The following is a 13,543-nucleotide window of genomic DNA, read 5'->3' as shown; positions in this document are numbered from 1 at the left end:
TATTATATGACATTAGAGAAAATTGTTGCTATTACTGGCAAACCAGGATTATACGAAATTGTTTCACAAACCAAAGGCGGATTGTTAGTACAGTCTTTAATTGATAAAAAAAGGATTCCGGTAAGTGCAATGCAAAATGTAAGTGTATTAAATGATATTGCCATTTACACCTATGAAGATGAAATGCCTTTGCGTATCATTTTTAAAAATATGGCAGAAAAGCTGAGTAATGAAGAAGCTCTTAGCCATAAAGAAAGTAACGATAAATTAAAATCATTTTTTAGCGAAGTACTTCCTAACTATGATGAGGAAAGAGTATATGCCTCTAATATAAAAAAAGTGGTTCAATGGTATAATGTTCTTGCTACTAACAAATTTGATTTCTCTTCTATTAAAGAGGATAGTAATGACGAGGAAGAATAGTTTTCAGTAGCAGTAGGAGTTGGCAATCATCGCTCACAAGCATTAATTAACATGTCATTCTGAATGTAGTGTAACGGAATGAAGAATCTTTTTAATCAAAACTTGCGATTAAAAGATTCCTCGTACCTCTGAATGACAATAAAACTATTAAATGAAGGCCAATAAAACGCAATAACTTAATACCCTAATACCCTAAAATTTTGTCTAGAAAAGAACATTTAGCAGCTTTTAACCGTCTATTAGATATAATGGATGAGTTGCGAGAAAAATGTCCTTGGGACAAAAAACAAACCCTAGAATCTCTAAGGCATCTTACGATTGAAGAAACCTACGAGTTGGGTGATGCTATACTTGATAACGACCTTGTGGAAGTTAAAAAAGAATTGGGTGACCTGTTATTGCACATTGTTTTTTATGCTAAAATAGGTTCAGAAACCAATGCTTTTGATATTGCTGATGTTGCCAATAGTATTTCTGATAAATTGATTCACAGACATCCACATATCTATGGAGATGTTGAGGTAAAAGATGAAGAGGAAGTAAAACAAAATTGGGAAAAACTAAAACTCAAAGAAGGTAAAACGAGCGTCTTAGAAGGTGTGCCTAAAAGTTTACCTGCATTGGTCAAAGCAAGTAGAATTCAGGAAAAAGTAGCGGGTGTCGGTTTTGATTGGGAAGAACCTCATCAGGTTTTTGATAAGGTAAAAGAAGAAATTTTTGAACTGGAAGCCGAAATAGAAAAAGGTAATACAGAACATATTGAAAGTGAGTTTGGTGATGTGCTTTTCTCACTCATAAACTATGCTCGATTTATAAAGGTAAATCCTGAAAATGCCTTAGAAAAAACCAATAAAAAGTTTATCAATCGTTTTCAATTCTTAGAAAAAGCCGCAAAAAAGGAAGGTAAAGCACTTTCTGACATGACCTTGGCAGAAATGGATGTGTATTGGGAAAAGTCGAAAGATTTCTTCAGATAATTCTAATTTAAAAAAGCCCAAAGACCTTCCAAAACAACTACAACTCAACTACCTCAAACACTATACCTTCATAAGCATTATCATTCCCAGCTTCATAAAAACAGCCCAAGTTTCCGTTAGAAAGTAATGTTAAATCTGAATACGCTGAGGCCCCTGCAAATAATGCTTTAACACTTGTCCAATTTTCGCCATTATCCAAACTCTTTTTGAGTGTCATATTCTCACGTTTATTTTCATGATCAGGGTTTAAAAAATACAGCACTGATTCCTTATTTTCATTTACTTTTAAAAGACTTGCTTGGCAAATGGGTTCAATCAACTTATTATCCGCATAAAGATCTCCCCAAGTCAAACCACCATCTTTACTAATCGCAATTTTTCTTGTTTTTTGAGTGCGGTCGTAGTTACGCATATTAAGCATTAAATTTCCATTAGTTAATTCAACTATCACACATTCGTTTACCTGATCTTGATTCGTTCGCCCACCTAATTTCCAGGTCATGCCATGATCGTCTGAATAAATAATATGGGAATAGTATTTTCTCGATTCTGCTTCAATATGATCGCAAGGAATTACAAGTCTTCCCTTATTTTTACCATTTTCTAACTGAATTCCATGCACTGGACCAGTGGTATACCAAGTCCAATTCTCCTTTTTAACCGATGTTGTAATTTCTTTTGGTGTTGACCAACTTTTACCATCATCAGTAGAAGTCAAGGTATAAATCCGTCGTGAATCCTTACTTTTTCCCGCAATTATTTCAAACTCATGATCTTCACCTAGATTCCATGTTGATAATAAATGTACAGCTCCTGTAATTTTGTCAACTACTGGAGCCGGATTTCCACAAACATTATCTCCATCATCCCAAATTACCATTAAGTTGCTCCATGTTTGGCCATTATCTTCAGACCTTTTCATTACCAAATCAATATTTCCTGTATCAGAACAGCCTTTTTTTCGCCCTTCTGCAAAGGCCAATAAAGTTCCTTCATTTGTGGTCACAATTGCAGGAATTCTAAAGCACTTATAGTCTTCTGAATCGCTTTTGAAAAGATAATTTAAAATTTTATTTTCCTGTATATTACCTACTTCTTTATCTGAAGTTATTTGCCCCCAAGAATTTGATATGATAAATAATAGTAAGGTATTGATAAAGATTTTGTTTGATCTGCTCATTTTAATTTATTCTAATTTAACTATTTTCAAATTCTATCTCTAAAAATATCTTCGATATATATAAAGCTATATATGAATAATTATTTTTCTTACATATTGTTCTATGGATATATACCTGGATTTCTCTTAATTCTTCACTTTATTTGGATACGCTGGTGTTTGTATTTCTTTGGGTGGATTTTGCTTTAATTGTTCTAACGCAACCTCAATGGCTTTTTCTAATTGTGGGTCATGACCCTTTACGATTAACTCTGGTAATTGTTCTACTTCAATATCTGGTGCTACACCTTCATTTTCAACTCTAAAACCGTCTTTTGTATAAAAAGCAACATTAGGAGCTGTAACAATACCTCCATCAATAAACTCAGGATAACCTAACACTCCAACTAAACCGCCCCAAGTACGTTTTCCTACAATGGTACCCAACTTAAATTTTCTAAACATCCAAGGTAAATAATCACCACCTGAACCTGCCGTCTCATCTGTAATCATCACTTTTGGACCTTGAATAGACGCACTTGGCGATTTTAAATCTTTACCATATCTAAAATTCCAATAAGCTTGTTCCGGACGCTTTAAAATATCGATATAATAATCGGCTAAAGAACCTCCACCATTGTAACGTTCATCAATAATAATGGCCTTCTTTGTTGCTTGAGGGAAAAAGTAACGTTTAAAATACTCATGACCTGCACCCGCCGTATTTGGTACATACACATAAGCAACTTGCCCATTGGTTGCTTTATCTACTTTTTTAATATTGCCTTCTACCCATTCTCTATTGCGTAAATTAAGATCATAAGCTATAGGTGTAACATTCACAACTCTTGCATTCGATCCATGGGCAGTTTTACTTATGGTTAACTCTGTGATTTTATTTGCTGTATTTTCAAAAAAGCTATAAAAATTAGCATCGGCCGTAATATTATTACCATTTACTGCAATGATATAGTCGCCTACTTCAACATTTACACCCGGTTCTGTTAAAGGTGAACGTAAATCAGGTGTCCAATTTAACCCTCCATATATTTTTTTTATTTGATACCTATTATTACTAATTTGATAATCAGCTCCTAACAATCCTCCTTGAATCCGTTCAGAACTATTCAAATGATCTCCTCTACTTGAAAAACGATGATGCCCGACTGCAATTTCACTAAACATCCATTCCATAACTCGGTATATATCTCCTTTAGTGCTTGCATATTCTATAAATGGTTTATACTTTTCTTTCATGGCATTCCAGTCCGCCCCATGCATATTGGGGTCATAAAAATAATCACGATTTACACGCCAAGCTTCGTTAAAAATATTATTCCATTCTTCTTTGGGATTTATCTTTACACTTATGGCTCCAAAATTAACAGGAGCTTCTTTGGCTTTTTCACCGACGTCTGCGACAAACCATGCCTCTTGGTTTTGATATAGCATTTTTTTGCCATTAGCAGAAATCTGAAAATCTCCAGCTTCAAATAATTCTTTCGATTCTCTATCCTTAAAATCAAATTTTTGTAAGGTAGACTTGTCGGAATGATACGAGGAAGCCACATAATACAATTCTCCTTCATTTGGAGATTGAAGGTTGTGATAATATCCTTTACCAATTGGCAAACTAATGATACGTTGTTGTAAACCTTCCCTGTCAATTTTTAAAACAGGCTTCGATTCTTTTTCTTTTTTACCTTTTTTATCTTTACCCTTTGTGTTTTCATCTTCTACTGCCACTGCTATTTCTTCAACGTCATTTTCTTTTGCTAATGGAGAAACAACTTCCTTTTGAAGTGTAACCAAATAAATAGAATAGTTCATTTCCATATCTATGTTAGACTGGTCAAACCAATTTACAACGGGACCCGCATCTGTAGAAGCTAGCATATACAAATACTTACCACTAGGATCAAAAATTGGTTCTGACACACTTGAAAGTCCATCAGACAAAGCATACGATTTATTGGCTTCCGTAGAATACAAAAAGGCTTGTTCAAAACTCGTTTCAATAATCTTGGTATATGAAACCCAATTAGAATCATGTGACCAACTGCCAAAAAGCTCACGCAAATCACCAGGAACAAACCTATCGTCTTGGGCAATTTTAACCACTTTTTTACTAGAAATTTCCGCAACATATAAATTCCTTCCATTGTCTATAAAACACAGTTTCTCACTATCAGGAGACCAATGAACATTAGCATAAAATCCAGTACCACTTAATGGAATTTTGGTAATTGTATTCGTTTTTATATTTTGAATATGTAGGCCATATTCGCCAGAATCATCAGAAAAATAAGCGATAAACTTTCCATTAGGTGACCATTCCGGGAATTTCTCATGCGTTCCTGCCGAGTTCGTCAAGTTTTTAACATCTCCTTTATTTGCAGGCACTGTGACAATTTCACCTCTAAAATCGGCAACCACTCGTGCCCCAGAAGGTGAAATTGATAAAGAGCGGATATAATCACTTCCTGAAACAAAACGAGGTCGTAATTCCAACAAATCTGTTGAAATATTTATAGTTAGCGTATTTACTTTATCAGAACTGACATCATAGATATGTAACAATCCCGCTTGTTCAAAAATAACGGCTCCGTTGTGAGCACTAATATCCAACACAGGGAAATCCTTATAGTCAGTGAGTTGTTTAATTTCTTTGGTGGTCGTTTGGTAACTATACAAGTTGAATTCACCATTTCTATCACTTTTAAAATACACCACATTATCCATCCATTGTGGTTTAGTATCGTTGCTACCACCTACGGGTTTTGCAATTTCTTCTACCTTATGGCTAGTTGTATCATAAAGCCAAATTCTTGAAACTCTTCCACCACGATAATGTTTCCATTGGGTAAAAGCCTCAGATAACGGTGTATATGCAATCGACTTTCCATCATCAGCATAAGACGCATGATACGCTGTTGGTATAGGCAGTTCTGTAACCTGTCCGCCATTTATGGGAATTGTATAAAGTTGTGCAAAACGGTTGGTATGGGTATTACGTTGTGAGATAAACAATACACTTTTTCCATCTGGGGTAAAATCTCTGACCAACTCACTATATGGATGATATGTCAACCTTTTAGGAACGCCACCACTAGAAGGAATGATAAAAACATCGCTATTACCATCATATTCGGCATTAAAAGCAATCATAGTTCCATCAGGCGAAAAAACTGGGTTAGACTCAATGCCATGATCTATCGTTAATCTTCTCGGCTCAGAACCATCTCGATTAGCTACCCATAAGTCTTCCGCATAAATAAATGCAATGTGTTTATCGCTTAAAGCGGGATTGGTCATTAGTTTTGTTTGTTGGGCATAACTGCTTAATACAGCACCCAAAACAACAATTATAAACAAAGGCACTTGGAGTAAATTTTTCATTTGGAAGGTTCGTGAAATTAGAAACACTAAAATAGTAAAAAAAATATACGCATCTCGTATGACTTAGTAAAGATTTAAAACTTCATAAACCCAGAACCAAAAAAGATAACAGTTAAAAAACTAAATTGAAGCATCCTAAATCAGATACTTAAATTTTTCCTTACAACTACTTTATTGCTTTGTAACTTAACAGTATAATTTCTTCGTCTTTATTTAGTAACTTTGACTTTGAACTAACATTTAGAAACACTTTTGAATATGACCATAAAAGAAATTACCAATTCACTTGAAGAAATTGCACCACTGCAGTATGCCGAAGATTTTGATAATGTAGGTCTGTTAGTTGGTAATTACCAAACCGAAGTAACAGGTGTTTTGGTTACTTTAGATACGTTAGAGACTGTGGTTGATGAGGCTATCGCAAAAAAGTGTAATCTTATTGTGAGCTTCCACCCTATTATCTTTTCGGGATTAAAAAAAATAAATGGTGCTAATTATGTTGAACGTGTTGTAGTAAAAGCTATAAAAAATGATATCGCTATTTATAGCATGCATACAGCATTAGATAATTCCGTAAAAGGAGTTTCTGCCATGATGGCTGAAAAATTGAATTTGGCTAAGACTAAAATTTTACTTCAAAAATCAGGATTCATAAAAAAATTAACCACCTATGTTCCAGATCAAGTAGCTGACAGAGTGCGTAGAGCCTTATTTGATGCTGGTGCTGGAGATATTGGTAATTATTCAAATTGCAGTTATAACATCCGTGGTTTAGGTACTTATAAAGGAAATGAAAATTCAAATCCTGCTATTGGTAAAAAAGGTATTTTACAGCAAGAAAAAGAAACATTTATTGGCGTTATTTTTGAAAAACATCTAGAAAGTGCTGTTTTAAAAGCTCTTTTAAACACGCATCCTTACGAAGAAGTAGCCTATGATATTGTTACTACTGATAATAGGCACCAGCATATCGGTATGGGTATGGTCGGCGAGCTTTCGGAAGCTATGAATGAGGCTGACTTTTTATCTCTTTTAAAAGAAAAGTTTAACCTTAAGGCGATAAGACATTCAAATCTATTAAATAAACCTATAAAAAAAGTCGCTGTTTTAGGTGGTTCAGGTAGTTTTGCTATTGATGCTGCTAAACACTCTGGTGCAGATATATACGTTTCTGCAGACTTTAAGTATCACGATTTTTACAAGGCTGAAAATCAGATTGTTTTAGCAGATATTGGACATTATGAGAGTGAACAGTTCACAAAAAATCTTTTGGTAGATTATCTTACGAAAAAATTCCGTAATTTTGCAGTCGTTTTATCAGGAACAAATACAAATCCTATCAATTACATATAAACAAATGGCAAAAAAAGAATTAACCGCAGAAGATAAATTAAGAGCTTTATACGATTTACAATTGATTGATTCTAGAATTGATGAAATTAAGAACACTCGTGGTGAATTACCATTAGAAGTTGAAGATTTAGAAGATGAAATTGAAGGTTTAAATACAAGGTTAACAAATTTCAATAATGATATTGAAAATTTGGAGACAAGTATTAAAAACAGAAAAAATACAATTGAAGAAGCTAAGAGTGCAATTAAAAAATATACTACTCAGCAGAAAAATGTTAGAAATAACAGAGAATTTGATTCCATCAGTAAAGAAATTGAATTTCAAGAACTTGAAATTGAACTAGCAGAAAAACACATCAAAGAATTTGCTGTAAAAATTGAGCACAAAAATGTAATTATTGATGGTGCTAAAGAAAAATTAAAAGATAAAAACACACATTTAAAGCATAAAAAAGGAGAGTTGGATGCTATTTTAGCAGAAACAGAAAAAGAAGAAAAAATGTTAGGCAAAAAATTTGCTGAATATAGTGGAATGATAGATGAACGTCTTTTAAATGCATATAGAAGAATTAGAACCAATGTTAAAAATGGTTTAGCAGTAGTGGCTGTTGAAAGAGGTGCTTCTGGTGGATCTTTCTTTACAATACCACCTCAACAAATTGTTGAAATAGCTACTCGTAAAAAAATTACTACTGACGAACATAGTGGTAGAATTTTAGTAGATGCTCAATTAGCAGCTGAAGAAAAACAAAAAATGGAAAAGTTATTTTCTTAATAACTTACCGCAACTCAATATTTAAAAACCCATTGACTTTGCTCAATGGGTTTTTTCTTTTTATTTTGCAGACAAATACAAACAAGTGAGCGAAAATACAGGAACACGCATAAACAAATACCTAAGCGAAGTAGGTTATTGCTCTAGAAGAGCAGCTGACAAGTTAATCAATGAAGGGAGAGTTACCATCAATGGTAACGTACCTGAATTGGGAACAAAAATTAAACCTGAAGATGAAGTTAGAGTAAATGGAAAACTCATTTCGGAGCCCAAAGAAAAACCCGTTTACATTGCTTTTAATAAGCCCATTGGTATTGTTTGTACAACTGACTCGCGTGTAGAAAAAGACAATATAATAGATTATATTAAATATCCTTCTCGTATTTTTCCTATTGGTAGGTTAGACAAGCCAAGTGAAGGTCTTATCTTTTTAACGAACGATGGCGATATTGTAAATAAAATATTACGTGCTAGAAACAATCACGAAAAAGAATACATAGTCACTGTTAACAAACCCATTACCAAATATTTTATTCAAAAAATGAGTAATGGTATTCCTATCTTAGATACAGTTACTCGTAAATGTAAGATAGTACAACTTAACAAGAATCAATTCAACATTGTTTTAACACAAGGATTGAACCGACAAATACGTAGAATGTGCGAACATTTAGACTACAGAGTAACTAAATTAAAGCGTGTTAGAATAATGAATATCACATTAGACACTCCTGTTGGTGAATGGCGTTATTTGACAGATAAAGAGCTTAACGAGATTAATCGATTGGTAGCTGACTCTGCTAAAACTATTGATTAACTATTTTTTGTAAGTAAGACTGGCCTTCAAATTTAGTTTTTGTTGTTTTCAAAAACAATTTCTGAAATTTTAGAACTAAATAGTTTTTGAAACCGCTCTGGAAATTCATCCTTAAAATAGACTTTTTTATTTGTAAAGGGATGTGTAAAACGTAACGAATACGCATGTAAATACAACCCCTTACCTTTTAAAATCAAGTTTTCAATACCATAAGTGGCATCTCCAAGAATCGGATTATCAATACTTGCCAGATGCTTACGTAATTGATGTCTTCTACCTGTTTTAGGCTCCAATTGTACCAGATTAAGTTTATCAAACCTTTCTGAGAAAACAGCATCTAGTTTTTTATAATTCGATTGTGATGGTTTGCTATCAATTGTAGTCGTAATTTTTCCATCACTATCCATTTCACCAATAGTCACGGCATAATAAGTTTTCTCAACTTTTTTATCTTCAAATAACCTATTTAAAGCACGAATACTACTACTCGTTTTCCCTACTAATAAAACGCCTGTGGTTGCATAATCTAAGCGATGTACAGGTTGTGGTGTGGTAGCATCAGATAGGTTACTGTATTTAATATTTCGTGGTAATGCATTGGCAACTGTTTTAAAACTATTACCACTGACTAAAATACCTGCAGGCTTATGAAGCACAGCCAAGTGTTCATCTTCAAATAGAACTGTAAGCGGAAAGATGAGTTTCTTATTTGTACCTACTTCCTTAGGGATGGTTAAGCGTATGCACTCACCTCCATGTATTATTGTGGCTGTAGTTGCACTAACATCATTAACCGTAACATACTTTTTCTTAATTACTTTCTTTAAAGCTGATTTCGTTAAGGCAGCAATAAAAATACCAACACCATATTCCTGTAACCTCATTGGAGCAGGAATTTCAGGTACAATATGTATTTCTGTTGGATTGATTTTGTTTTAAATTTAACTAAGAATAGCTGTGATTTATACACGGCAAAAGGTTTGCTTTTATTCAATTTGTAAAAGCTCAGATGAAATCGTAGTCACTTTTAATTTTTTAAATAATTCCTTATCAGGATTATATATATTTATAACGTTCTCTTTTTCAATGTATTCCCAAAAACCTTTTTCAATATAATGAGCATCCACTGGAGATAACACCAAGTATTCACATTCATTATTAATCATAAATGCATAGGACTGTCTATATAATGATTCAGGAAAAGTTGTATAGTCAGAGGGTCTATAAATTCCATAGTCCTCTTCATAGGATTCTAACCAGGTATTGATAAATTCACTAGGATAATTTGGATTCAAATCTACAGCATCTGAGCTACAAGATATTGTTATAAAAATTAATCCAAATATAAAGGGTACTATCTTTTTACTTTTCATTTTTGATAATTTCAACAATAAACTACACTAAAACTTACCTCAACGTATTTATGCTAACCTACTTCAAACTTGCTAAACTCGCTTTCAACGTTTCAATTTTAGCAACAGCATCGGCTTCTTTTTGCTTTTCACTTGCTACTACTTGATCTGGTGCATTAGAAACAAAACGTTCATTCGATAGTTTTTTCTGTACCGATTTTAAAAACCCTTCCGTGTAATTTAACTCTTCGGTTAGTTTTTTAATTTCGTCTTCAACATTTACAGCTCCAGCTATTGGAATAAAATACTCATTCGATTTTACTCTAAAAGTTAACGCTCCTTGCACCGCTTCACTAACGGTTTCTATACTCTCTAAATTTCCTAATTTTTGAATAACATCATCAAAAATAGTTGCAGAATTTTCGTTGTTTAATATCGAGAATCCGATTTTTTCTTTGAAAGAAATATTTTTCTCTTTTCGGATATTTCTAATCCCTGAAACAACCTCTTTAGTGAAATCAAACTGTTTTATTAAATCCGTATTTATAATTGCATTCTTAGGCCATTCGGCAACAATTAAGGCATCCTCAGGACTTCTCTTCTCAATAAATTGCCAAATTTCTTCCGTTAAAAACGGCATAAACGGATGCAATATTTTTAAATTATTTTCAAAAATAGCAATGATACTTTTATAAGTTTCAGCATCAATAGGTGCACCATAATTTGGTTTTACCATCTCTAGTAACCATGAGCAGAAATCATCCCAAATTAATTTATAGGTTGCCATTAAGGCATCTGAAAGTCTGTATTTACTAAAATGATCTTCAATTTCAACCAATGTCTCTTGAAAAGTAGCTTCATACCATTCAATAGCTATTTTACTAGAATTAGGTTGCTCAATAGTTGCATCAACTTCCCATCCGGTTACCAACCTAAAGGCATTCCAAATTTTATTGGCAAATTGTTTTCCTTGTTGGCACAACGCCTCATCAAACATTAAATCGTTACCAGCTGCTGCACTTAACAATAAGCCTACACGAACACCATCAGCTCCATAGTCTTCAATCAATTTTAAAGCGTCAGGTGAATTACCTAACGACTTACTCATTTTACGTCGTTGTTTGTCTCTTACTAATCCTGTAAAATATACATTCTCAAACGGTCTTTCATTTTTAAACTCATAACCCGCAACAATCATACGAGCTACCCAAAAGAATAAAATATCTGGACCTGTTACTAAATCATTGGTTGGATAATAGTATTGAATATCTTCATTTTCAGGATTACGAATACCATCAAAAACACTCATTGGCCATAACCAAGAAGAAAACCAAGTATCTAATACATCATTGTCTTGTCTTAAGTCTTCAATTTTTAGATTTTGATTTTTAGTTCTGGCAATTGCTTTTTCATAAGCCTCTTCCCTACTCTCAGCCACTACAAAATCTTCTTTACCATCTCCAAAATAGTAGGCCGGAATTCGTTGGCCCCACCATAACTGTCTAGAAATATTCCAATCGCGAATATTTTCCATCCAATGTCTATAGGTATTTTCAAATTTTTGTGGAAAAAACTTAACCTCATCATTTTCTAACACCGCTTTTATCGCTGGCTTGGCTAATTCTTCCATTTTTAAGAACCACTGATCAGACAAACGTGGTTCGATAACCGCTTTTGTACGCTCAGATGTTCCTACTTTATGTAAATGACTTTCTGTTTTTACCAAAAAGCCTTTTTCTTCTAATTCTTTAGAGATTTCTTTTCTTACTACAAACCTATCTTTACCTTGATAATGTAATCCAAAGCTATTTAACGTAGCATCTTCATTAAAAATATCAATAACTTCTAAGTTGTGTTTATCTCCTAAATTTTTATCATTTTCGTCATGTGCAGGGGTTACTTTTAAACAACCTGTACCGAACTCTATATCTACATATTCATCTTCAATAATCGGTATTACTCGATCACACAAGGGTACAATTACTTTTTTTCCTCTTAAATGCGTAAAACGCTCGTCATTCGGATTAATACAAATTGCAGTATCCCCTAAAATGGTTTCCGGACGTGTAGTAGCAATAGTTACTTTTTCATCACTATCAACAATGTTATACTCTAAATAATATAAATTTCCTTGACGTTCTTCGTAATGTACTTCTTCATCTGACAAGGTAGTTTTAGCTTCAGGATCCCAATTTACCATTCTAAAACCTCTGTATATCATGCCTTTATTGTATAAATCAATAAAAACTTTAATAACAGACTCACTCATGTCATCATCTAATGTGAATTTGGTTCTATCCCAATCACAAGAACAACCTAACTTTTTTAATTGTTCTAAAATAACACCACCATATTCATCTGTCCAATCCCAAGCATGCTTTAAAAATTCTTCACGAGACAGGTCATTTTTTTGAATGCCATTCTCTTTTAGTTTGGCAACTACTTTTGCTTCTGTAGCAATAGAAGCATGATCTGTACCAGGTACCCAACAAGCATTTTTACCCTGTAAACGTGCACGTCTTACCAATACATCTTGAATTGTATTGTTTAACATATGGCCCATGTGCAAAATTCCAGTTACATTTGGAGGCGGAATTACAATAGTATATGGTTCTTTTTCATTAGGTGTTGAATGAAAATAATTGTGTTTCATCCAGTAATTGTACCATTTACTTTCTACTTGGCTAGCATCATATTTAGAGGGAATACTCATATTTTGGTATAGTTTTTGAAAACAATTAGCAAAGTTACAATTTCTAAACAATACAAAAATAAATTAGTCGTTATAATTTTATATCTTTATACTTTAATAAATTACAAATAAAAATGAAGAAATTAGCAGTATTATTATTTATCGGGTGTATCAGTTTTTCAATAAATGCCCAAGAGGAAACTACAGCAACAAAAGTAGATCCTAATGCCCCAAAGTTTAAATTTGCAACAAAAAATGTTGACTATGGCTCAATTGAAAAGAATGCCGATGGCGTGAGATTATTAAAATTTACCAATGTTGGTAAATCACCTTTAATCATATCTAGAGTAACAGGTAGTTGTGGTTGTACAGTACCTTCTGCACCAAAAGAACCTATTATGCCGGGCCAAACTGGTGAAATAGCAGTAAAATATGACACCAACAGAGTTGGCCAAATAGCCAAATCAATAACAATTACTTCTAATGCTGATAGACCTAAAATTGTTATACCAGTTCGTGGAAATGTAAAAAAAGAAAGTAGCCTAACCAAGTTAGAAAACCATGAAAAAAGTATGGTTGCTACACCAGAACAATAA

11 protein-coding genes are annotated in these 13,543 nt (G+C 33.3%); 6 read left to right on the top strand and 5 right to left on the bottom strand.

From position 1 onward, the window contains the following. Positions 1-6: 6 nt before the first annotated feature. A complete protein-coding gene (locus tag D3P13_RS18260) occupies positions 7-423 on the top strand; it encodes a DUF5606 family protein (RefSeq protein ID WP_117884383.1) in 417 nt (138 codons plus the stop codon). Positions 424-620: 197 nt separating this feature from the next. Beyond that, on the top strand, positions 621-1,400 hold the full coding sequence (gene mazG / locus D3P13_RS18255; protein WP_117884381.1) for a nucleoside triphosphate pyrophosphohydrolase: 780 nt from the start codon (positions 621-623) through the stop codon (positions 1,398-1,400). A 37-nt stretch (positions 1,401-1,437) separates the two neighbouring features. Here mazG and D3P13_RS18250 read toward each other — a convergent pair whose 3' ends face one another. Next, positions 1,438-2,580 carry a sialidase family protein gene (locus D3P13_RS18250; RefSeq protein ID WP_117884379.1) on the bottom strand — a complete coding sequence of 381 codons (1,143 nt, stop codon included), beginning with the start codon at positions 2,578-2,580 and terminating at the stop codon, positions 1,438-1,440. 126 nt (positions 2,581-2,706) lie between these two features. Next, positions 2,707-5,958, bottom strand: a complete 3,252-nt coding sequence (locus D3P13_RS18245) for a S41 family peptidase (RefSeq protein ID WP_117884377.1) — start codon at positions 5,956-5,958, stop codon at positions 2,707-2,709. A gap of 258 nt (positions 5,959-6,216) precedes the next feature. On the opposite strand from D3P13_RS18245, the gene D3P13_RS18240 reads away from it, so the two are divergent. The 3 genes from D3P13_RS18240 (at position 6,217) to rluF (ending at position 8,903) form a co-directional block, all read left to right on the top strand. Next, positions 6,217-7,311 (top strand): Nif3-like dinuclear metal center hexameric protein, encoded by a 1,095-nt coding sequence (locus D3P13_RS18240; RefSeq protein ID WP_117884374.1) that lies wholly within the window; start codon positions 6,217-6,219, stop codon positions 7,309-7,311. 4 nt (positions 7,312-7,315) lie between these two features. Beyond that, the gene (locus D3P13_RS18235; protein WP_117884372.1) at positions 7,316-8,086 is read left to right on the top strand and encodes a zinc ribbon domain-containing protein; all 771 of its coding nucleotides are present in this window, start codon (positions 7,316-7,318) and stop codon (positions 8,084-8,086) included. Positions 8,087-8,171: 85 nt separating this feature from the next. Then, positions 8,172-8,903 carry a 23S rRNA pseudouridine(2604) synthase RluF gene (gene rluF, locus D3P13_RS18230; protein WP_117884370.1) on the top strand — a complete coding sequence of 244 codons (732 nt, stop codon included), beginning with the start codon at positions 8,172-8,174 and terminating at the stop codon, positions 8,901-8,903. 32 nt (positions 8,904-8,935) lie between these two features. On the opposite strand, the gene D3P13_RS18225 is transcribed toward rluF, so the two are convergent. From D3P13_RS18225 to D3P13_RS18215, 3 genes are all read right to left on the bottom strand, one after another. Beyond that, positions 8,936-9,787 (bottom strand): RluA family pseudouridine synthase, encoded by an 852-nt coding sequence (locus tag D3P13_RS18225; RefSeq protein ID WP_117884368.1) that lies wholly within the window; start codon positions 9,785-9,787, stop codon positions 8,936-8,938. Between the two features lie 102 nt (positions 9,788-9,889). After that, positions 9,890-10,276, bottom strand: a complete 387-nt coding sequence (locus tag D3P13_RS18220) for a hypothetical protein (RefSeq protein WP_117884366.1) — start codon at positions 10,274-10,276, stop codon at positions 9,890-9,892. A gap of 58 nt (positions 10,277-10,334) precedes the next feature. Next, complete coding sequence (locus D3P13_RS18215) at positions 10,335-12,968, bottom strand: valine--tRNA ligase (protein ID WP_117884364.1); 2,634 nt, start codon at positions 12,966-12,968, stop codon at positions 10,335-10,337. 113 nt (positions 12,969-13,081) lie between these two features. Between D3P13_RS18215 and D3P13_RS18210 the strand changes: the two genes are divergently transcribed. Next, entirely contained in the window at positions 13,082-13,543 is a 462-nt protein-coding gene (locus D3P13_RS18210; protein WP_117884362.1) for a DUF1573 domain-containing protein, read from the top strand.

Origin of the sequence: Aureibaculum luteum (assembly GCF_003449015.1) — a bacterium.
GTDB classification, from domain to species: domain Bacteria; phylum Bacteroidota; class Bacteroidia; order Flavobacteriales; family Flavobacteriaceae; genus Aureibaculum; species Aureibaculum luteum.
Note: the sequence above shows the minus strand (reverse complement) of the source record. Positions and strands in the feature narration are given on the sequence as shown.

Excerpts from the sequence above, each read along its gene's own strand:
- D3P13_RS18235 (WP_117884372.1), top strand. The coding sequence starts at position 7,316 with ATGGCAAAAAAAGAATTAACCGCAGAAGATAAATTAAGAGCTTTATAC.
- D3P13_RS18245 (WP_117884377.1), bottom strand. The coding sequence starts at position 5,958 with ATGAAAAATTTACTCCAAGTGCCTTTGTTTATAATTGTTGTTTTGGGT.
- D3P13_RS18250 (WP_117884379.1), bottom strand. The coding sequence starts at position 2,580 with ATGAGCAGATCAAACAAAATCTTTATCAATACCTTACTATTATTTATC.
- D3P13_RS18240 (WP_117884374.1), top strand. The coding sequence starts at position 6,217 with ATGACCATAAAAGAAATTACCAATTCACTTGAAGAAATTGCACCACTG.
- D3P13_RS18220 (WP_117884366.1), bottom strand. The coding sequence starts at position 10,276 with ATGAAAAGTAAAAAGATAGTACCCTTTATATTTGGATTAATTTTTATA.
- D3P13_RS18225 (WP_117884368.1), bottom strand. The coding sequence starts at position 9,787 with ATGAGGTTACAGGAATATGGTGTTGGTATTTTTATTGCTGCCTTAACG.
- D3P13_RS18215 (WP_117884364.1), bottom strand. The coding sequence starts at position 12,968 with ATGAGTATTCCCTCTAAATATGATGCTAGCCAAGTAGAAAGTAAATGG.
- D3P13_RS18260 (WP_117884383.1), top strand. The coding sequence starts at position 7 with ATGACATTAGAGAAAATTGTTGCTATTACTGGCAAACCAGGATTATAC.
- D3P13_RS18210 (WP_117884362.1), top strand. The coding sequence starts at position 13,082 with ATGAAGAAATTAGCAGTATTATTATTTATCGGGTGTATCAGTTTTTCA.